Source organism: Microbacterium pullorum (assembly GCF_014836535.1).
Classification (GTDB): Bacteria; Actinomycetota; Actinomycetes; order Actinomycetales; family Microbacteriaceae; genus Microbacterium; species Microbacterium pullorum.
This window is the reverse complement of the sequence record NZ_JACSQP010000004.1, coordinates 131,425-151,076: the sequence shown is the minus strand read 5'-3', so window position 1 is coordinate 151,076 and position 19,652 is coordinate 131,425. Positions and strand designations below refer to the sequence as shown.

Genomic DNA, 19,652 nt, shown 5'->3' with positions numbered 1-19,652 from the left:
GGGCAGCGCGAAGCCGGGCGCGCTGCTCGCACGCCCGGCGTGGCGCTCAGTCGTCGAGCAGTTCCGCTTCGATCGTCTCGTCGTCCACGGTCGTGTCGGCCGGTCCCGCGCTCGTCAGCATGAGGCCCGACCCGTCGGCGGCGACGTCGACGCGCACGAGGTCGCCGTCGCGCACCCCGCCGCCGAGGATCGCCATCGCCAGGCGGTCCTGGATCTCGGACTGGATCAGCCGGCGCAGCGGCCGCGCCCCGAAGAGCGGGTCGTATCCGCGCTCGGCCAGCCACGCCCGCGCATCGGGGGTCACCGCGAGGGTGAGCCGACGGTCCTTCAGACGACGCTGGAGGGCGTCGACCGAAAGCTCGACGATCTGCGACAGGTCGTCCTCGGTGAGCGCCTGGAAAACCACGACGTCATCGAGCCGGTTGACGAACTCGGGACGGAACGCCTGACGCACCAGTGCCAGCACCTGCTCGCGCTTCTCCGGGAACGACAGCGTCGGGTCGATGAGGATCGGCGAGCCGAGGTTCGAGGTGAGGATCAGGATGACGTTGGTGAAGTCGACCGTGCGGCCCTGGCCGTCGGTCAGGCGCCCGTCGTCCATGACCTGCAGCAGTACGTCGAAGACCTCGGGGTGGGCCTTCTCGACCTCGTCCAGCAGCACGACCGAGTACGGCCGCCGACGCACGGCTTCGGTGAGCTGACCGCCCTGCTCGTAGCCGATGTATCCGGGAGGGGCACCGACCAGTCGCGAGACGGAGTGCTTCTCGCCGTACTCCGACATGTCGATGCGCACCATGGCGTGCTCGTCATCGAAGAGGAATTCCGCCAGCGCCTTGGCCAGCTCGGTCTTTCCGACGCCCGTGGGGCCGAGGAACAGGAACGAGCCGGTGGGCCGGTTCGGGTCGCTGATGCCGGCGCGCGAGCGGCGCACGGCGTCGGAGACGGCCTTGACCGCATCGCGCTGCCCGATGATGCGCTTGCCGAGCTCGCCTTCCAGACGCAGCAGCTTCTCGGTCTCGCCCTGCAGCAGTCGCCCGAGCGGGATGCCGGTCCAGGCGGCGATGACGGCGGCGATGTCCTCTTCGGTCACCTGGTCGCCCACCATGCGCTCGCCTTCGGCGCCTTCCGCGCGCTCCGCCTCCATCACCTGGCGCTCCAGCGCCGGGATCTCGGCGTACAGCAGCCGCGAGGCGCGCTCGAGGTTGCCCTCGCGCTGCGCGCGCTCCGCCTCGACGCGCGCGGCATCCAGGCGCGTCTTGAGGTCACCGACGCGGTTGAGCGAGGCCCGCTCGCGCTCCCAGCGCGCCTGCAGGCCGGTCAGCTTCTCGCGCTCCACCGCCAGCGTCTCGCGCAGCGTCGCGAGGCGCTCCTTCGACGCGGCATCCTTCTCCTTCTTCAGCGCCAGCTCCTCCAGGCCCAGCCGGTCCACGTGCCGGCGCAGCTCGTCGATCTCGAGCGGTGCGGAGTCGATCTCCATGCGCAGGCGCGATGCCGCTTCGTCGATGAGGTCGATGGCCTTGTCGGGCAGCTGCCGGGCGGGGATGTACCGGTGGGAGAGCGCAGCCGCCGCCACCAGCGCCGCGTCGGCGATGGCGACCTTGTGGTGCGCCTCGTAGCGCTCCTTGAGACCACGGAGGATCGCGATGGTGTCCTCGACGCTCGGCTCCCCGACGTACACCTGCTGGAAGCGGCGCTCGAGAGCGGCATCCTTCTCGATGAACTGGCGGTACTCATCCAGCGTGGTGGCACCGATCAGGCGCAGCTCGCCGCGGGCGAGCATGGGCTTGAGCATGTTGGATGCCGCGACGGAGCCTTCGCCGCCACCGGCACCCATGAGCACATGCAGTTCGTCGATGAACGTGATGATGCGACCCTCGGACTCGGTGATCTCCTTGAGCACGCTCTTCAGCCGCTCCTCGAACTGGCCGCGATACATCGCCCCCGCAACGAGTGCGGAGATGTCGAGGGCGACGAGTTCCTTGTCCTTGAGCGAATCGGCGACGTCGCCGGCGACGATGCGCTGGGCGAGACCCTCGACCACAGCGGTCTTTCCGACACCGGGCTCGCCGATGAGCACCGGGTTGTTCTTCGTGCGGCGCGTGAGCACCTGGCTGATGCGACGGATCTCGCTGTCCCGGCCGATGACCGGGTCGAGCTTGCCCTGGCGGGCACGATCGGTCAGGTTGATGCCGAACTGCTCGAGGGCGCTCTGCGACTCCTCCTGACCCGGCTGTTGCGTAGCGTTCATTGGTTCTCCTGAAATCTGTGGGGACTCAAAGTTGAGCCAGCGTGACTCAAGTTTACCATTTCGGGCTCGATTGGTCGAGGGGGGGTGGACGCGGCGGCATCCACTCTTGCCGCCACCCCGGCATCCACCCTCGTTGCCGACATGCGGAGATCTGCCGAAACAAGGCCCCGGATGCCGCGAAAGCCCCGCACCCGGGCAGATCCCCTCATCCGGGTTCGGCACGCGCCCACCCGGGCCTGACGCGGCTCAGGCGGCGGGCTCGGCCTCGGAACGCGCGCAGCTGAAGCGCGCCCGGTACGCGGTGGGAGTCATCCCGAGGGTGCGCGCGAAGTTCTGCCGCAGCACCGCCGCCGAGCCGAAGCCCGACTCGTCGGCGATGCGATCGAGCCCGAAATCGGTCTTCTCCAGCAGCCGCTGCGCGTGGATGAGGCGCTGCCGCGCCAGCCACGCGGCGGGCGTGGCGCCGTGGTCGGCCTTGAACCGGCGCGCGAAGGTGCGCGGCGACATGTGCGCACGGGCGGCGAGCTGCTCGACCGAGAGGCCTTCGCGCAGGTTCTCGACCATCCAGTCGGTCACCGACGCGAGCGACTGGTTGACCGCGACCGGCAGCGGTCGGGAGATGAACTGCGCCTGACCGCCGTCACGCTGCGGCGCGATCACCATGCGCCGGGCGATGGTGTTGGTGAGCTCCGCACCGAGTTCCTGGCGGAGCAGGTGCAGGCAGGCATCCAGGCCCGCCGCGGTGCCGGCGCTCGTGATGATCGTGCCGTCCTGCACGTAGAGCACGTCGGGGTCGACCTCGATGAGGGGGTAGTCGCGAGCCATGACGTCGGCATACATCCAGTGCGTCGTGGCGCGGCGCCCGTCCAGCACTCCCGCCTCGGCGAGCACGAACGCCCCGCTGCAGACGCTCAGCACCCACGCGCCACGCGCCACGGCGCGTCGGACGACGTCGAGCACCCGCGGGTCGCCGGCGTTCCAGAGTTCACGCGGTACCGGGCAGATCACGACGAGATCGGCCTCATCGGCGAACGTCAGGTCGGCATCGACGTTGAGCGAGAACCCGAGCTTCGAGGGGATCGCCCCCGGCTCGGCCGTCACGACACGGAAGTCGAAGTTCGGCACCCCGTCCTCGGTACGGTCGAGCCCGAACGCCTCGCAGGCGACACCGAACTCGAAGGGCGCGAACCCCGGCTGCACGACGCATGCGACGGTTTTCATGGCGGTTATCCTACGCGTGATGGCCTTACTGCCACTCGTGGCAGTTTGCGCGCGATCGTCGCGCCCTCGGCGGCAGGTCCTCAGCGCCGGGCGAGCGATGCGACGGCATCCAGCAGGATGCCGGCCGAACGCTGCCAGGTGAAACGCGCGATGTGCGCCGTGCCGTCCGCGATCACGCGGGCGCGCACGCCGGGGTCGTCCAGCGCCGTGACCGCGGCCGCCACCGCCGTGGCATCGTGCGGGTCGACGTACAGCGCGCCGGCACCGGCGACCTCGTGGAAGATCTCCATGTCGCTGACCACCGCAGGCACGCCGAGGGCGAGCGCCTCCGCGAGCGGCAGCCCGTACCCCTCGTCGAGGCTCGTCGAGGCGAGCACGGCGTTGTCGGCGAGGGCCTCCGCGTACGCGGCATCGGTCACCCCCTCGTGGAACACCACGGCGGCGTCACCGGCGAGCGCCTGCAGCTGCGCCCGGCGGGCGGGCGAGATGCGCGACAGCAGGTGCAGCGTGCGGCCGGGCAGCAGCCGCATCGCAGCCACGAGGGTCTCGACGTTCTTGTAGGGCATGAACGAGCCCATGTAGACGACGTTGCGGATGGGGCCGTCCACGCGCACGGCCGCGGCGCCGTCGGGGAGAAGATCGACCAGGCGCTGCGGGGCATTGGGGATCACGACGACCGGGCGCCTGGTCAGCCGCGCAGCGGCGAACTGGCGGCGGCTCGTCTCGCTGACGGTCGCGACCATGTCGGCGGCATCGAGGGCCAGCCGTTGCGGGACGTAGCTGAGGTGGAACAGCCGCCACCCGACCCGCACCGGCGCCGACAGATCGCGCGGGGGCGTGCGGTGACGGTAGTAGATCATGTCGTGCAGCGTCAGGATGAGCGAGAAGCGCCGGCCGAGAGAGCCGATGGTCTGCATCGGCGAGAACACGACGTCGGGCTCGAACCGGTTCAGCAGTCGAGCCGTGAACGGCTCACGCCATGACGTGGGGGCGTGGATCGCCAGCGTCTGGGCGCCGGCCGGCAGCAGGCGCAGCTGCCGCGCGTCGTGCACGAGATAGGTCACGTCCACGCCGCGCTCCGCGGCGGCTTCGTGCACGGCGGCAGCGAGCTCGGCCGAGTATCGGCTGATGCCGTCGTGGAAGTCGGTGCGGATGTAGCGGGCGTCGAAGAACAGCCGGATGCCGCGCTTCTCGGGCTGCGGCATGCTCACGAACCCAGCGGCTCGCCTCGGTACAGCGCCTCGAACGTGTCGAGAGTGCGGGCGATGTCGTGGATCTCGACACCCTGGAGCGAGGCCCGCTGCATGGCGACGTACGCCTCGGGCGATGCCGTGAGCACACGGGTGAGCTTGGCGGCCAGGTCATCGGCGTCGCGCGGGCGGAAGAGCCACCCGTTCGCCCCGTCCTCGACCAGGTGCGGCAGGGCCAGGGCGTCGGCGGCGACGACCGGGAGCCCCGACGCCATCGCCTCCATGGTGGCGATCGACTGCAGCTCGGCGATGGACGGCATCGCGAAGACGCTGGCACGGGAGTAGAGCGAGCGCAGCTCGTCCTCGTCGACGCGCCCGTGGAACCGCACCTTGTCGGTCAGGCCGAGCCGCGCCGTCAGGGCGTCCAGCGACTTGCGCTGGTCGCCGCCGCCGACGATGTCGACGGTCACGTCCAGCTCGGGGTCGAGCTTGGTGACCGCGTGCAGCAGCGTGTCGATGTGCTTCTCGGTCGTCAACCGCCCCACGTACAGGATGCGGTTGCTCTCGCGCGGCGTCAGCACCGGGGTGTAGTTCGACGCGTCGATGCCGCAGCTGACGGGGATGACGCCGGCGATGTCGATGGTCGACTCGAGGAAGTCGGCGGCCCGTCGGGTGGGCGTGGTCACCGCGCGCGCGATGTGGAACGTGCGCTCGGCATCATCCCACGCGGCCTTCAGCAGCATCTTGTCCAGCAGCGGCGGCAGGGTCGTGAAGTCGAGGATGTTCTCGGCCATGACGTGGTTGGTGGCGATGACCGGGATGCCGCGCTGCTTCGCGATGCGCGAGAGCCCGCGACCGATCACGATGTGCGACTGGATGTGCACGACGTCCGGCTGCACCTCGCTCAGCACCTTGCGCGCGTAGTGCTTGGCGCGCCAGGGCCACACGAACCGCAGCCAGTCGTGCGGAGGCCAGCGCACGGCGGGGAGGCGATGCACGGTGAGGGGCACTCCCTCGATCACCTCGGTCGCCGGCGGGAAGCGTCGGTACTTCTGACCGGGGGCGACGACGTGCACGTCGTGGCCACGCTCGGCAAGACCGGCGGCCAGGCGTTCGGCGAAGCGCGCCGCGCCGTTGACGTCTGGGGCGAAGGTGTCGCATCCCATGACGATCTTGAGGGGACGGCGACCGGCGGGTTTCGCCGGCTCGGGTGTCGCGGGGGAAGTCACGGAGGGTGGCTGCCTATCTCTGCGTCTCGCCGCCCGGGGTGTGACGGCGGCGGCCACCACTCTACCCGAGCGACCCACGCGAACCCCAAGATGACGCCCCGGTGCGCCGCCTACGCTGGGGGCATGTCTCGACTGCACGCCGACGCCGACCCCGCCCGCTGGGTGCCCGTGACCGGCTCACTCGGGTGGCGTGGCCGCCGACACCGCAAGGCGGCCATCAGCATGCTCATGCAGCAGGCGAACGCCGCGATGGGAGGCACCCCGCGCCCGGGTGGCCGATTCGCCGCGTGGGCGATGAGCCAGGCCGCACCGCTGCTCATGCGCAAGGCCGACGGTCGGGTGCTGGCATGGGTGTGGAAGGACGATCCCTCCCTGCTCGTGGCGATGGCGCAGATCCAGCAGGCGACACCGCAGCTGCGCGTCGCCCGCGCCTCGATGCCCATGGAGTACGACGACACCGAGTCGTTCCGCAACCCCTACCTCGGCGTGGGCGAGAAACTCGCCGTCACCCTGCCCTCCGGCGACCCCGCACCGCCGCCGTTCGTCACCTATACGTGGGACACCGGAACGCATTTCGTGACGCTGACAGCGGTGTGCAGCGACCGCGAGCGTGTCGGCACGGTGCTGGCCGCCGTGGATGACCTGGCCCGCGCCCTGCGCGTCGTCGACGACCTGCCGGTGGGCTCCTCCCCCGACGTGCTGCGACTCGACCCGAGTTGAGCCGCCACCCGCACCGTCAGCCGCGCGCGGCCGTCATTCGGTCGCGGGTGGGGTGCCGGGCGCCGGGCGGGCGTCGCGGTCGCCCGACAGCCAGCGCAGCCACCACGTCTGCGGATCGCCGTCGAGCACCAGCGCCCGCACCGCAAGAGTGAGCGGGATCGACAGAATCGCGCCGAGCGGTCCGATGATGAACGTCCAGAACACCACCGAGAAGAAACTCAGCGTGAGGGTCAGGTCGACGGCGTCGCTGACGAACTTCGGCTGCACCAGCACCTGCAGCGTCACGTTGACGACGCAGTAGATGGCGACCACCACGAGCATGAGCGGCCACCCGCCGACGACGAGCGCCAGCAGTGCCGGCGGGACGAGCCCGATGACGAAGCCGACGTTGGGGATGAAATTCGTCACGAACGCGAGGATCGCCCACACCACGGGGGCAGGGACCCCCAGCGCCCAGAGCGCCAACCCGTCGATGATCGCGACCACCGCACCGAAGCTCGCGTTGACGATGTAGTACCGGCGCACGCCGGTGTTGAAACGTTGGAAGCGCCGCACGGTCGGGGCCACCTGCTCACCGAACACCTCCTGCACGTGGGCGTAGCGAGCGGCATCGACGGCCATGAAGATCACGTAGGCGAGCACGAAGAAGAAGGCGGTGAGGATGCCGAGCGTCGCGCTGCCGAGCGAGGTGGCCCACGACAGCAGGTTCGAGGGGTCGAGCACCGATGCCGCGGCATCCGACGCTTCTTGCTGCACCCCGAGTCCACCCAGCCACTGCGTGATGCCGCGGGCGGTGGCTCGCAGATCGTCCTCGAAGTCCCGCACGAGGCCGACGAACTGCGCCCCCGCGACGTACAGCAGCACCGCCATGATCGCGAGCACCGCGTAGGCCAGGGCGACGACCGCCGATGTGGCGGCCCAGCGCGGCCAGCCGCGTCGTTCGAGAGGTCCCCGCATCGGATGGCAGATGATCACGATCACCACGGCGAGCGCCAGCGGGCCGATGAGCCCCTGCGCGGCGTAGGCGCCGGCGAGCACGACGACCGCGGCGGCCAGCACCAGCAGCACCCGCAGCGACGGGGGCAGGACGGCGGATGGGCGGTCGGCTGGGGCGTGTGTCACGCGGCCAGGCTATCCGCGACGCCTGTGCAGCGGGGGACGATATCGCTCACCCCGCGACGCGCGGGCGTGGCATCGCTATCGTTTGCGACATGACGGACGCGTCGACGGCGATCTCCCGACGCACGCTGGTGTGGGAGGACCGCACTGCGTGGCCGATGTTCGTGCTGTCGATCGCGTTCTTCACGGCGTGGATGTGGCTCGTTTCGGATGCGACACTGGCGCCGGCCTGGCAGGCGGCGCTCGTGGCCACGGTCGTGGTGACGTGGGTGGTGTTCATCGGCGACTTCGCGGTGCGCCTGGTCTTCAGCGGCCACCCGGCCACCTTCCTGCGGGAACGGTGGTTCGAGCTGGTCTCGCTCGTCGTGCCGTACCTGCGGCCGTTCGTGATCCTCACGTTCATCTGGCGCGTGCCCTGGTTCGGCACGACGTCGAGTCGGCAGCGCATCCGAGTGATCATCTCGGTTTCACTGTTCACGTTCCTGTTCGTGTTCGCCGCCTCCTCCCTCGTGTGGCTCGTCGAGCGCAACGCCCCCGACGCCAACATCGTCAACCTCGGCGATGCCATCTGGTGGGGGTTCACCACCATCGCCACGGTCGGCTACGGCGACTATGTGCCGGTCACCGTGGCGGGGCGCGTCATCGCGGTGGGTCTGATGATGGGCGGCCTGGTGGTGCTGGGCGCCACGAGCGCGACCGTGATCTCGGCCCTCACCGAGCAGATGCAGCGCGCCGGCGAGCGCCGGGCACGCGAGGGCGAACTGGCCCACCAGGCCGCGCTCGCCGCCGAGTCGGCGGAGCACCCGCGGCGGCGTCCGCGCTGGCACGCGCCGGGCGCCGGCGCGCACGGGCCCGTGCAGGGCCGGGATGCCACGGCGACGACCGCCGACGGCGACACCGCCACCGATACGTGAGGCGGAGGCTCGGAAGGCAGCGGGAGTGGTGTAGGGTCATACCGACCGGACGGTATGCGACCGGTGTGTCGCGCGAGGAGGCGCCATGCAGAGGTTCGAAGGCACGGTCACGCTCATCACCGGCGCCAGCCGCGGCATCGGCTTCGCCATCGCGCGGCGCCTCGTCGCCGAGGGCGGGTCGGTCATCATCACCGGGCGCAACCAGGGGCCGCTCGACGACGCTGTCGCCGAGCTGGGGGCCCGGGCGACCGGCGTCGCCGGCCACGCCGATGACCCCGATCACCGCGCCGCCGTCTTCGCCCACATCGCCGCGACCCACGGACGCCTGGACCACCTCGTCAACAACACCGGCATCAACCCCGTGTACGGCCCGGTGCTCGGCATCGACGTCGACGCCGCACGCAAGATCCTCGAGGTCAATGTGCTCGGCTCGCTGGAGTGGACCCGCGACGCCGTCGCCGCGGGCCTTTCGGCCTCCGTCGTCAACATCGCCTCCATCGCCGGGGTCGCCGCGAGCCCCGGCATCGCGTTCTACGGCATCTCCAAGGCGGCGCTGATCAACCTCACCATGCAGCTGGCCGATGAGCTCGCCCCCGCCCTGCGGGTCAACGCCGTCGCCCCCGCCGTGGTCAAGACGCGCTTCGCCCGCGCCCTGTACGAGGGACGGGAGCAAGAGGCCGCCGCGCCGTACCCGCTCGCACGCCTGGGCGAACCCGACGACGTCGCCGGGCCCGTCGCGTTTCTGCTGTCGGCGGATGCCGCCTGGATCACCGGCCAGACCCTGCTCATCGACGGGGGCGCGTCGGTGCGCCCGATCGGTTGAGAGGATGAACGCATGAAGCAGACCAGCGTCGCCGACGCCGTCACCCGTGCCGCCGTCGACCTCTTCGCCGAGCAGGGCTACGCCAACACCAGCGTGCAGCAGATCGTCGAGGCGGCCGGGGTCACCAAGGGCGCGATGTACCACTACTTCGAGTCGAAGGACGACCTGCTGTTCGGCATCTACGACCGGCTGCTGACGCTGCAGAAGGCGCGCCTGGACGAGATCGTCGCCGGCGGCGGGGCGGCCGATGCGATTCTGCGTGCGGTGTGCGTGGACGTGCTCGAGACGTCGATCGAGTTCCTCCCCGAGGGCACCGTCTTCTTCCGCAGCGCCCACATGCTCTCCGCACCCCGCCAGCAGGAGGTCACCCGCCGGCGCCGCGCCTACCACGACGAGGTCGCCGCGCTCATCGCGCAGGGGCAGGCCGAAGGGCTGTTCCGCACCGACATCCCGGTGCCCGTGCTCATCGCCCACTTCTTCAGCGACGTGCACTATCTCTCGCACTGGTATTCGCCCGCCGGCCCCGAATCCGCCTCGCAGCTCGCCGCGCAGCTGACCGATCTCTTCCTCACCAGCATCCGGACCACGAAGGAGTAGCCCATGCGCGCCTGGCACGTCACCCGCCACGCAGAACCAGAGAACGCCCTCGAGCTGGTCGAGGTCGAAGACCCGACTGCGCATGCCGGTGAGGTGCTGGTGCAGGTGGCGGCGGTGGCGGCGAACTTCCCCGATGTGCTGCTGTCGCGCGGGCAGTACCAGGTGCGTCCCGAGCTGCCCTTCATCCCCGGAATCGAGTTCGCCGGCACCGTGCGGGCCCTGGGACCGGGCGTCGAGGGCTTCGCCGTCGGCGACCGCGTCGTCGGCGGCAAGATCGGCGTGCTCAGCGAGCTCGCCGTGCTGCCGGCAGCGGATCTGCATCCCACCCCCGACGCCCTCGACGACATCGCGGCATCCGGCCTCATGATCGCGTACCAGACCGCCTGGTTCGCCCTGCACCGCCGGGCCGCGCTGCAGGCGGGCGAGTGGCTGCTCGTGCACGCCGCGGCCGGCGGCGTGGGGGCTGCCACCGTGCAGCTCGGCGTGGCCGCCGGGGCGCACGTGATCGCCGTCGTGGGCAGCGACGCGAAGGCGGCCGTCGCGCGCGATCTCGGGGCCGAGCACGTGCTGGTGCGCGGTGTCGACGACATCCCCGCCCGCGTGAAGGAGATCACCGGCCGCCACGGCGCCGACGTCATCTTCGACCCGGTGGGCGGCTCCGCCTTCGAGGCCTCGACGCGCTCTGTCGCGTTCGAGGGCCGCATCGTGGTGATCGGCTTCGCGAGCGGCGAGATCCCCACCCTCAAGACCAACGTCGCGCTGGTGAAGAACTTCGCGGTGCTGGGCCTGTACTGGGCGCTGTACTCGCAGCAGCGGCCCGACCTCGTGGCCGAGGCGCACGAGCAGCTCACCCACCTCGCGGCATCCGGCGCCATCCGCCCGCTCGTGGACGAGGTGGTGCCCTTCGAACGCGCCCCCGAGGCGATCCAGAAGCTCGCCGGCGGCCAGACCACCGGACGGGTCGTGATCGAGGTCGCGCCGTGACCTCGCCGTTCGACCTCGCCGGGCGCACGGCGCTCGTCACCGGCGGGTCCCGCGGCCTCGGCGCCGCCTACGTGCGGGCTCTGCACACCGCGGGGGCGAGCGTGGTGGTGGCCGACCTGCTCGACGACGAAGGCACGGCCCTGGTCGACGCCCTCGGCCCGCGCGCCGCCTTCCTGCATCTCGACGTCACCGACGAGGCGGGGTGGGATGCCGTCGTCGCCGGGGCCCTCGAGCGCTTCGGCGGCATCGACGTGCTGGTCAACAACGCCGGCATCGCCAACGCCGCCCCGATCGAGCACTACTCGATGGCCAAGTGGAACGCCGTCATCGCGGTGAACCTGACCGGCACCTTCCTCGGCTGCCGCGCGGTCGTTCCGGCGATGGCGGATGCCGGCGGCGGCTCGATCATCAACATCTCCTCCGTCGAGGGTCTGCGCGGCAGCCCCGGCCTGCACGGCTACACGGCGGCGAAGTTCGGGGTGCGCGGGCTGACGAAGTCGCTCGCCGTCGAGCTCGGTCCGCGCGGCATCCGCGTGAACTCGGTGCACCCGGGCCTCATCCTCACCGACATGACCACGCGCATCGACCCCGAGCGCATCGACATCCCCCTCGGGCGCGCGGGCACCCCCGATGACGTCGCGGGCACGATCGTCTTCCTCGCCTCCGACGCGTCCCGCTTCACCAGCGGGGCCGAGTTCGTCGTCGACGGCGGCATGGTCACCGGCATCCCGCATAAGTGATCGCCCGGCGGGTCGGCCGCGCAGCCCCTCGCAGAACCAACATACCGGCTGGTCGGTTTATGAGGTACAGTGGCGTCACCCGACACGAAGAGGTGCCGATGACCACTCCCGCCACCCCCGTTCCCCGGCTTGCCGTGGACGGCCTCACCGTGACCTTCGGCGGCCTCACCGCACTGCAGGATGTCTCGTTCGACGTGCCGGCGGGCCAGGTCGTCGCCCTCATCGGACCGAACGGCGCCGGCAAGACCACGGTCTTCAACGCGGTGTGCGCGCTCGTGCGCAGTCGCGGCGACATCCGCCTCGACGGCCGACCGATCCCGCCGCGCACCTCGGCGCTCACCCGGCTCGGTGTGGCCCGCACCCTGCAGGGACTCGGGCTGTTCGAGGGCGCCACCGTACGTGAGAACGTCGCGGTTCCCCTGAGTGCGCCGGGCACGACCAGGCGTGCCGCCGCGCGCGTCGCCGCCGAACTCGCCACCCACGACCTGCTGGCCGTCGCCGACCGCCCGGTCGCCGCACTCCCCTACCCGGTGCGCAAGCGCGTGGCCCTGGCCCGCGCCCTCGTGAGCGACCCGCGGCTGCTGCTGCTGGACGAACCGGCCGGTGGCCTCGGCCACGACGACATCGCCGCCCTCGCCCGCACCGTGCGCGCGACCGCCGACGCCGGCTGCGCCGTGCTGCTGGTCGAGCACCACGTCGACTTCGTCATGTCGGTCGCCGATCGGGTGGTGGTGCTCGATTTCGGCCGCGTCATCGCCCGCGGCACCCCCGATGAGGTGCGCACCGATCCCGCCGTCGAAGAGGCGTACCTGGGCCTGAAGGCCACCGCATGAACGGGGCACTGTCGTTTCACGACCTCACCGTCGGGTACGGCGGCGAGCCGGTGCTGCACCATGTCACGTTCGCGCTCGAACCGGGCGAGATCGTGGCGCTGCTCGGCGCGAACGGCGCGGGCAAGACGACGCTGCTGCGCACCCTCGCCGGATTCGTGCGACCCCGCTCCGGCACGATCCGCCTCGACGGCGACGACCTCGCCCGCCTCAGCCCCGAAGACCGCGCCCGTCGCGGCATCGCGCAGGTGCCCGAGGGGCGCAGCGTCGTGGCCGAGCTCACCGTCGACGAGAACCTGCGGCTCGGGTCGCTGTGGCGGCATCGCGGCCGGGCGCGTGACGTGGCCGTGGCAGAGGTCTATGAGCTGTTCGAGCCCCTCGCCCGCCGCCGCGCCAGCGACGGCCATCAGCTCTCCGGCGGCGAGCGCCAGATGCTCGCCCTCGGTCGGGCGCTCGTCTCCCGCCCCCGCGTGCTCACCCTCGACGAACCGTCGCTGGGGCTCGCCCCGCTCGTGGTCGCCCAGCTGATGGCGACCCTCCGCGACGCCGCCGCCCGCGACGGCATGACCGTACTCCTGGCCGAGCAGAACATCACCAGCGCGCTGTCGATCGCCGGCCGCGGCGTGGTGCTGGATCTCGGTCGTGTCGTGGCGGATGCCGCGGCATCCGCCCTCGCAGACGACACCGCCCTGCGCCACGCCTACCTGGGATTCTGATGGACCGCCTCGCCTTCCTGCTCGCCACCGGCCTTGCCCGCGGCGCGATCTTCGCGCTGTTCGCCCTGTCGCTCGTGCTCATCTGGCGGGCCGCCCGCATCATCAACTTCGCCCAGGGCGCCATGGCGCTGGTGGCGACCTACCTCGCGTTCGCCGTCACCGCGCTCACCGGCTCGTATGCCGCGGGGCTGGCCGCCGGCATCCTCGGGGGCGCCGCCATCGGCTTCGTGGTCGAGCGCGGGCTCATGCGCCACGCTCCCCACAGTTCGCCGCTGTCGGGCATCATCATCGCCATCGGGCTGGTGATGGTGCTGCAGTCGCTGCTGGGCATCTTCTTCGGCCCGCAGTACCGGCCCATGGCCGCGCCCTTCGACGAGACGCCGATCTTCGTCGGCGGGGTGCCACTGCTCTCGCCCTACGACATCTTCGTGCTCGTCGTGGCCCTCGCGGTCATGGGACTGCTCGCACTGCTGTTCACCCGCACCTCCCTCGGCCTGCAGCTGCGGGCATCCGCGTTCGCGCCTGAGGTGTCGCGGCTGCTGGGCGTGCGCGTGGACCGCATGGTGACGATCGGGTGGATGCTCTCGGCCGCGGTCGCGGCCCTCGCCGCGATGCTGCTCATCCCCACTGAGCTCGGCCTCAACCCGCACTCCACCGACATCCTCTTCGTCTACGCGTTCACCGTCGCCGTCGTCGGGGGCCTCGATTCGCCGATCGGAGCGCTGCTGGGCGGCCTCGTCGTCGGCGTCGTGATGAGCCTCGTCACCGGCTACCTCGGTTCCACCGTCGCCCCGATCGGGGTGCTCGTGCTGCTGGTGGGGGTGCTGCTGGTCAAACCCGGCGGCATCTTCTCGATGCGACAGGCGCGCACCGCATGACCGGCTCACGCGTTCCCCGCTTCCTTCCCGGCCTCACCGGCACCCCGCGCGTGCTGTGGACCGCGGTCGTACTGACGGTGCTGGCCCTCGGCGGGACGTTCCTGCTCGACCCGTTCCGCAACTTCCAGCTCGCCACCGCCGCCGCGTACTTCTGCGCCGTCGCCGGGCTCAGCCTGCTCGTCGGACTGAGCGGGCAGCTCTCGCTCGGGCACGCCGCGCTGATGGCCGCGGGCGGCTACGGCTACGCCCTCACGTCGAACGCGCTGACGGATGCCGGTGTCGACGGTGTGCCGCGCTTCGTCGTGTCGCTCGTGGCCGGGGTCGCGATCGCATGCCTGCTCGGGCTGCTGCTGGGACTCGCCGCCGCGCGGCTGCACGGTCCCTACCTCGCCGGCCTGACCCTGGCCCTCGTCATCGCCGTCCCCGCCATCACGAGCGTGTGGTCGGGCATCTTCCGCGGCGACCAGGGACTGCAGGCAACCTACAACGCGGTACCGACGGCGCTGGAGCGGCTCATCGCCCTGGAGCAGTGGCAGGCGTGGGTGGCGATCATCGTGGCATCCATCGTGGTGACGTGCCTCACCCTCGTGCGGCGGGGCACGCTGGGGCTTCGCATGCGGGCCGTCCGCGACGACGAGACCGCCGCGCGCCTGAACGGCGTTCCCGCCCGACGCGTCAAGGTGACGGCCTTCACCCTCAGCGCCGCCGCGGCGGGCGCGGGCGGTGCGGTGCTCTGCTTCATCACGCAGTCGGTCGGCCCCGGCGGCTATACGCTCGCGTTCTCGCTGCTGCTCGTGGTGGCCGCCGTGCTCGGCGGGCTCGGGAGCATCGGCGGCGCCGCCCTCGGCTCGGTTGTCATCGTGGTGCTGCCCTGGGCCCTCGGCGCGGGCTCCGCCGCACTGGACCTGCCCCGCGACCTCGAACAGCGGCTCTCGGGCAACCTGTCGCTCCTCGTCTTCGGAGCGCTGCTCATCGCCGTCATGATCCTGCGCCCCGACGGGCTGGCGGGCCTGGCGGGCACCTTGCGGCGGCGGCGTTCCGGGGTGGTCCCGGCGGGGCCCTCGGGGTCGTCCTCGTCGGCGGGTTCTGACCCAGCGGCACCCCCGGCCGGGGCGGCGGACCCGGCCGCGCCGGCATCCGACACCACGGCATCCTCTGACTCTTCCCGCACCATCCCGATTGAAAGGTGATCCCATGTCCCAACAGAGCTCAACGCTGCGCTCTGCCGCCCGTCGCACGGGCGGTCTGATCGCGGCATCCGCCCTCGCTGTCAGCCTCGCGGCCTGCAGCACCCCTTCGGCGCCGGCGTCCGGCGGTGAGGGCGAGACCGCAGGCGACAGCACCGGCGTGACCGACACCACCGTCACCATCGGCACCCACACGCCGCTGACCGGCCCGGCCGCCGCCGGCTACTCGTCGATCTCCGCCGCCACGAACGCGTACTTCGACTACCTCAACGACCAGGGTGGGGTGAACGGTCGCACGATCGAGTACATCGTGAAGGACGACGGGTACAACCCCGCCAACTCGCAGACCGTCGTGCGCGAGCTCGTGCAGCAGGACGAGGTCTTCGCGATCCTCAACGGCCTCGGCACGGCGACGCACCAGTCGGTGCTGGACTTCCTCGACCAGAACTCGGTGCCCGACCTGTTCGTGGCATCCGGCTCGACCTCGTGGAACCAGCCCGAGACCTACCCGAACACGTTCGGGTTCAACGCCGACTACGTCGTGGAAGGCGCCGCGCTCGGCCAGTACGCGGCCGACGAGTTCCCCGACGCGGCGGTCTGCATGCTCGGCCAGGACGACGACTTCGGCGACGAGTTCCTCGAGGGCCTCGAGATGGCCCTCGGCGCCGACGGCCTGACCGAGGTGCAGCGCTACTCGGTGTCGAACCAGGACGTCACCGCGCAGATCGGCGCGCTGCAGGCCGCCGGATGCGACATCGTGACGCTGGCGACCATCAACGGCTTCACCGCGCTCGCGGTCGGGACCGCGGCGCAGCTCGGCTGGTTCCCGCAGTGGTTCGCCTCGTCGTCGGGCGCGGACTACCCGACGCTCGTGGGATACCTGGGCGAGGACGTGGCACCGAAGCTGCTGCAGGGATTCACGGGCACCAACTACCTGCCGATGGCAGACGACGAGTGGGTCGAACTCTTCCGCGAGATCAACACGGAGTACAACGGCGACGCTCCCTTCGACGGCAACACGATCTTCGGCATGAGCGTGGGGTACGTCTTCGCCGAGGCGCTGGCTGCGGCGGGCGAGAACCCGACGCGCGAGGCCCTCATCGAGGCGGTGCAGTCGGGCGACCTCGTCGGCAACGGCATCCTGCCGCTGGCGTTCGGACCCGACAGCCACGCGGCGTACCTCGGCGTGGGCATCACGACGGTGGACCAGGGCGTGCAGGACTACGTCGACGCAACCTACGAGGTGCGTGACGGCAGTGTCTCGTCCGTGGACCGGCAGCCCGTGCCGCTGTCAGGCGCCGCGGTCCCCGGCGCCTGAAAGCGGGGCAGGGGCCGCGACGCGCAGCGCGGCGCGGCCCCTGCCGTTTCGTGCCGAGTGAGTATTCGCGGTGCCGAGTGAGTATTCGCGGTGCCGAGTGAGTATTCGCGGTGCCGAGTGAGTATTCGCGTCCGCCCGTCCGCAACCCTCACAGCGGGAGCACGTGCGCCCGCGGCAGCGGGACCCCGTCGGCGCGCAGCTTCAGCGCGAAGACGGTGAGCGACTCGAGGTGCGTCCAACGGCACCGGGTGAACGACCACCCCGTGGTCGCGGTCACCCACTCCTCTCGACGGCGCTGCCGCCGGAGGATGTCGCCGGGCTCCCTGCCTCCCGTCATCTCGGTGTCGACGTACTTGCCGACACCGTCGAACTCCCACCAGAACCCGACGTCGTCCAACGCGGCATCCATTCGGTAGACCCCGCCATCGGGCCCGGGCACCGCGACCTGCAGTCGGGGCCGCGCGAACCCGAGGAGCAGCAGGTACAGGCGTCCGACGGATTCGCCCGGCCCATCCGCGCGGCCGTCGGCGAGCTCGAGCACCCAGCGCGCCTGGCGGATGCCGCGAGCTCCCGGCATCCGGAACAGCCGTTGCCACAGGCGCAGCCGCATTCGCTCGGCGGCCTGCCCGTCGTATCGGCGCGCGGCGTCGTCCCACGCGACCCGGTGGAGGGCGGCATCGGCGACGGCAACGGCGGCTTCCAGCCGCAAAACCCGGATCGCGTCGATCACGGTGCGTTCGAGCGACGTGACCGCGACGCCACCGACGGATGCGACGTCCTCCTCCGGCAGCGAGTCACGGTGCCGGAAGACGGCGGGGTGCGACCGGGTCGCCGCACCGGCGCGCATCGTCACGTGCACGCGTCGCGGTCGAGCACGGAAGAGCGGCAGCCCGTGGACCGCTGCGGCGCTCGCATACGAGACGACCGCGGCATCCGTGCGCATCGCCCGGGCGACCCGCGTGACGTCGATGCGATGCTGCTCCTCCGCGTACAGGCAGGCGTACTCGTCGGCCGTCAGCTCCCATTGACCGTGCAGGCGCACGAGTGTCCCTCGAGCGAGACGCTGGCGCACCTCCATACGCGCCTGCTCGCGGATGAACTCCTCCGGCGCCGGCAAGTCGGCGGGCGCGATCTCAAGTGTCATGCGTCGATGGTGGCCGGATTCCGGCCGGCACGCGGATGCCGGTCGGCCATCGGTGGAGTATTCGCGGTGGGATCGATGCTGTGGAGAGCGCGCGGGCGCGAATACTCACTCGAGCGCGCGAATACTCACTCGAGCGCGCGAATGCTCACTCGAGCGCGCGAATACTCACTCGGCAGCCGCCGCGGGGGCGGGCGAGAACCGCGCCACCAGCTCCCGCTTCAGTACCTTGCCGCTTCCGCCCAGGGGCAGCTCCGAGAGCACGTGCACGGTCCGGGGGTACTTGTACGCCGCGATCCGGTCCCGCGTGAAGGCGATCAGCTCGTCGGCATCCACCGTCTGCCCGTCGTGCGCCACCACGGCGACGTGCACCTCCTGCCCGCGCAGGTCGTCGGCCACGCCGAACACGGCGGCGACGGCGACCCCCGGGTGACGCGCGATCACGGCTTCGACCTCGGTGGGGTACACGTTGTAGCCGCTGCGCACGATCATGTCCTTCTTGCGATCAACGATCGTGAGCACCCCGTCGACGAAGCGCCCCAGGTCGCCGGTGCGGAACCAGCCGTCGACGATCGCGGCGTCGGTCGCATCGGGGCGACCCAGGTATCCCTTGAACAGGTTGTGCCCGCGCACCACCACCTCGCCGAGCGCGTCGGGGTCGGCGAGCAGGGTGATGCGCTCCTCCTCTTCGGGGTCGGCGATCGCCACATCGACGCCCCAGAGCGGGCGCCCGACGGTGCCGGGCCGGATCGGCTCGACCAGCGAGTTCGACGACACGATCGGCGCCGTCTCGGTCAGTCCGTACCCCTCGTGCACGTCGGCGCCGAAGACGTCGCGGAACGCCTCGAGCACCGCGACGGGGAGCGCTGCACCCCCGGAGACCGCGTACCGCAGCGGCGGGCGGGTGTCGCTGCGGCGAGCCGCCTCCAGCATCCCGACGTACATCGTCGGCACGGCCGTGAACACCGTCGCCCCGTGCGCGACCATGAGAGCCAGCGCCTCGTCTGCGTCGAACCTCGGCAGCAGGATGATCGACGCCCCCACGCGAATCGCCATGTTCATCACCGCCGTCTGCCCGAAGGTGTGGAACAGCGGCAGTCCGCCGAACACGACGTCGCCGGAGTGCAGGTCGAACGAGTCGATGAGGGAGCAGTGCACCTGCTCCACGAGGGCCAGATGGGAGCCGACGGCACCCTTGGGCGTGCCGGTGGTGCCGCTGGTGTACAGGATGGTCGCCGGGTCGGTCGGGCGGGTGGCGGTGTGCCGCTCGATCGGGGTCGCCGCCGCCGCCTCGACCTCGAGGCGCGGCAGGTCTCCCACCGGCGCCGGGGTGCCCGCCGGCAGCAGCACGGTCACGACCGGGATGCCGGTGGCCGCCGCGGCCGGCAGCGCCTCGCCGAGCAGGGGCGCTGCCACGACGAAGAGATCGGCCTCGGCGTCGCGCAGCACGTACGCGATCTCCTCGGCCTTGAAGAGCAGATGCACGGGCACGACGACGGCGCCGAGGGCGAGTGCGGCGTAGTAGACGCGGGCGAAGTCGGGCACGTTCGGCACGATCATCGCGACCCGGTCGCCGGGGCCGATGCCGCGGTCGCGCAGGGCGCCCGCGTACGCGCGCACCTCGTCCCACAGCTGCGCGTAGGTCGTCGTGGTGCCGGCGAACAGCAGCGCCGGGCGGTCGGCGTGACGGCGCGCGGATTCGGTCAGGAGGCTCGCGACCGAGAGCGTCGCGAAGCCGGGGCCGTCGATGGCGGGGTCGGCTCGGTGGGTCATGATGGTCCTTTCGTCGTTGAACGG

At 71.2% G+C, this 19,652-nt stretch carries 18 protein-coding genes; 11 read left to right on the top strand and 7 right to left on the bottom strand.

The window, feature by feature from the left end; translation table 11 throughout:
* Positions 1-46 precede the first annotated feature (46 nt).
* The 4 genes from H9651_RS07680 to H9651_RS07665 form a co-directional block, all read right to left on the bottom strand.
* The gene (locus H9651_RS07680; RefSeq protein ID WP_191718708.1) at positions 47-2,248 is read right to left on the bottom strand and encodes an ATP-dependent Clp protease ATP-binding subunit; all 2,202 of its coding nucleotides are present in this window, start codon (positions 2,246-2,248) and stop codon (positions 47-49) included.
* A 246-nt stretch (positions 2,249-2,494) separates the two neighbouring features.
* Positions 2,495-3,469, bottom strand: a complete 975-nt coding sequence (locus tag H9651_RS07675) for a GlxA family transcriptional regulator (RefSeq protein ID WP_191718707.1) — start codon at positions 3,467-3,469, stop codon at positions 2,495-2,497.
* Positions 3,470-3,549: 80 nt separating this feature from the next.
* On the bottom strand, positions 3,550-4,650 hold the full coding sequence (locus H9651_RS07670; protein WP_191718958.1) for a glycosyltransferase: 1,101 nt from the start codon (positions 4,648-4,650) through the stop codon (positions 3,550-3,552).
* A 26-nt stretch (positions 4,651-4,676) separates the two neighbouring features.
* A complete protein-coding gene (locus tag H9651_RS07665; RefSeq protein WP_318244803.1) occupies positions 4,677-5,888 on the bottom strand; it encodes a glycosyltransferase in 1,212 nt (403 codons plus the stop codon).
* Between the two features lie 123 nt (positions 5,889-6,011).
* Between H9651_RS07665 and H9651_RS07660 the strand changes: the two genes are divergently transcribed.
* Positions 6,012-6,608: a hypothetical protein gene (locus H9651_RS07660; protein WP_191718706.1), complete on the top strand. Its 597-nt coding sequence runs from the start codon at positions 6,012-6,014 to the stop codon at positions 6,606-6,608.
* 33 nt (positions 6,609-6,641) lie between these two features.
* On the opposite strand, the gene H9651_RS07655 is transcribed toward H9651_RS07660, so the two are convergent.
* Positions 6,642-7,730, bottom strand: coding sequence for an AI-2E family transporter (locus H9651_RS07655; RefSeq protein ID WP_318244802.1), 1,089 nt, complete (start codon positions 7,728-7,730; stop codon positions 6,642-6,644).
* 89 nt (positions 7,731-7,819) lie between these two features.
* On the opposite strand from H9651_RS07655, the gene H9651_RS07650 reads away from it, so the two are divergent.
* The 10 genes from H9651_RS07650 to H9651_RS07605 all read left to right on the top strand — a co-directional run bounded on the left by H9651_RS07650 (position 7,820) and on the right by H9651_RS07605 (position 16,714).
* Entirely contained in the window at positions 7,820-8,641 is an 822-nt protein-coding gene (locus H9651_RS07650) for a potassium channel family protein (protein WP_191718705.1), read from the top strand.
* An 85-nt stretch (positions 8,642-8,726) separates the two neighbouring features.
* Complete coding sequence (locus H9651_RS07645; RefSeq protein ID WP_191718704.1) at positions 8,727-9,464, top strand: SDR family oxidoreductase; 738 nt, start codon at positions 8,727-8,729, stop codon at positions 9,462-9,464.
* A gap of 12 nt (positions 9,465-9,476) precedes the next feature.
* Positions 9,477-10,061 (top strand): TetR/AcrR family transcriptional regulator, encoded by a 585-nt coding sequence (locus H9651_RS07640; protein WP_191718703.1) that lies wholly within the window; start codon positions 9,477-9,479, stop codon positions 10,059-10,061.
* Between the two features lie 3 nt (positions 10,062-10,064).
* A complete protein-coding gene (locus tag H9651_RS07635) occupies positions 10,065-11,045 on the top strand; it encodes an NADPH:quinone oxidoreductase family protein (protein ID WP_191718702.1) in 981 nt (326 codons plus the stop codon).
* Positions 11,042-11,785 carry a glucose 1-dehydrogenase gene (locus tag H9651_RS07630; protein ID WP_191718701.1) on the top strand — a complete coding sequence of 248 codons (744 nt, stop codon included), beginning with the start codon at positions 11,042-11,044 and terminating at the stop codon, positions 11,783-11,785. Before H9651_RS07635 ends, H9651_RS07630 begins: the two co-directional genes overlap by 4 nt.
* 98 nt (positions 11,786-11,883) lie before the next feature.
* On the top strand, positions 11,884-12,618 hold the full coding sequence (locus H9651_RS07625) for an ABC transporter ATP-binding protein (RefSeq protein WP_191718700.1): 735 nt from the start codon (positions 11,884-11,886) through the stop codon (positions 12,616-12,618).
* Positions 12,615-13,331, top strand: coding sequence for an ABC transporter ATP-binding protein (locus H9651_RS07620; RefSeq protein WP_191718699.1), 717 nt, complete (start codon positions 12,615-12,617; stop codon positions 13,329-13,331). The genes H9651_RS07625 and H9651_RS07620 overlap by 4 nt, the downstream gene beginning before the upstream one ends.
* The gene (locus tag H9651_RS07615; protein ID WP_191718698.1) at positions 13,331-14,209 is read left to right on the top strand and encodes a branched-chain amino acid ABC transporter permease; all 879 of its coding nucleotides are present in this window, start codon (positions 13,331-13,333) and stop codon (positions 14,207-14,209) included. Before H9651_RS07620 ends, H9651_RS07615 begins: the two co-directional genes overlap by 1 nt.
* Positions 14,206-15,399: a branched-chain amino acid ABC transporter permease gene (locus tag H9651_RS07610; protein WP_191718697.1), complete on the top strand. Its 1,194-nt coding sequence runs from the start codon at positions 14,206-14,208 to the stop codon at positions 15,397-15,399. The genes H9651_RS07615 and H9651_RS07610 overlap by 4 nt, the downstream gene beginning before the upstream one ends.
* 4 nt (positions 15,400-15,403) lie before the next feature.
* Positions 15,404-16,714, top strand: a complete 1,311-nt coding sequence (locus H9651_RS07605) for an ABC transporter substrate-binding protein (protein ID WP_191718696.1) — start codon at positions 15,404-15,406, stop codon at positions 16,712-16,714.
* Positions 16,715-16,862: 148 nt separating this feature from the next.
* On the opposite strand, the gene H9651_RS07600 is transcribed toward H9651_RS07605, so the two are convergent.
* Both H9651_RS07600 and H9651_RS07595 read right to left on the bottom strand, forming a co-directional pair.
* On the bottom strand, positions 16,863-17,858 hold the full coding sequence (locus tag H9651_RS07600) for a hypothetical protein (RefSeq protein WP_191718695.1): 996 nt from the start codon (positions 17,856-17,858) through the stop codon (positions 16,863-16,865).
* A 165-nt stretch (positions 17,859-18,023) separates the two neighbouring features.
* Complete coding sequence (locus tag H9651_RS07595) at positions 18,024-19,628, bottom strand: AMP-binding protein (protein ID WP_191718694.1); 1,605 nt, start codon at positions 19,626-19,628, stop codon at positions 18,024-18,026.
* Positions 19,629-19,652 lie beyond the last annotated feature (24 nt).

Bases quoted from the DNA above. Each gene is read 5' to 3' on its own strand.
- H9651_RS07595 (WP_191718694.1), bottom strand. From the start codon at position 19,628: ATGACCCACCGAGCCGACCCCGCCATCGACGGCCCCGGCTTCGCGACG.
- H9651_RS07605 (WP_191718696.1), top strand. From the start codon at position 15,404: ATGTCCCAACAGAGCTCAACGCTGCGCTCTGCCGCCCGTCGCACGGGC.
- H9651_RS07660 (WP_191718706.1), top strand. From the start codon at position 6,012: ATGTCTCGACTGCACGCCGACGCCGACCCCGCCCGCTGGGTGCCCGTG.
- H9651_RS07680 (WP_191718708.1), bottom strand. From the start codon at position 2,248: ATGAACGCTACGCAACAGCCGGGTCAGGAGGAGTCGCAGAGCGCCCTC.
- H9651_RS07620 (WP_191718699.1), top strand. From the start codon at position 12,615: ATGAACGGGGCACTGTCGTTTCACGACCTCACCGTCGGGTACGGCGGC.
- H9651_RS07600 (WP_191718695.1), bottom strand. From the start codon at position 17,858: ATGACACTTGAGATCGCGCCCGCCGACTTGCCGGCGCCGGAGGAGTTC.
- H9651_RS07625 (WP_191718700.1), top strand. From the start codon at position 11,884: ATGACCACTCCCGCCACCCCCGTTCCCCGGCTTGCCGTGGACGGCCTC.
- H9651_RS07650 (WP_191718705.1), top strand. From the start codon at position 7,820: ATGACGGACGCGTCGACGGCGATCTCCCGACGCACGCTGGTGTGGGAG.
- H9651_RS07610 (WP_191718697.1), top strand. From the start codon at position 14,206: ATGACCGGCTCACGCGTTCCCCGCTTCCTTCCCGGCCTCACCGGCACC.
- H9651_RS07645 (WP_191718704.1), top strand. From the start codon at position 8,727: ATGCAGAGGTTCGAAGGCACGGTCACGCTCATCACCGGCGCCAGCCGC.
- H9651_RS07675 (WP_191718707.1), bottom strand. From the start codon at position 3,469: ATGAAAACCGTCGCATGCGTCGTGCAGCCGGGGTTCGCGCCCTTCGAG.
- H9651_RS07615 (WP_191718698.1), top strand. From the start codon at position 13,331: ATGGACCGCCTCGCCTTCCTGCTCGCCACCGGCCTTGCCCGCGGCGCG.
- H9651_RS07640 (WP_191718703.1), top strand. From the start codon at position 9,477: ATGAAGCAGACCAGCGTCGCCGACGCCGTCACCCGTGCCGCCGTCGAC.
- H9651_RS07635 (WP_191718702.1), top strand. From the start codon at position 10,065: ATGCGCGCCTGGCACGTCACCCGCCACGCAGAACCAGAGAACGCCCTC.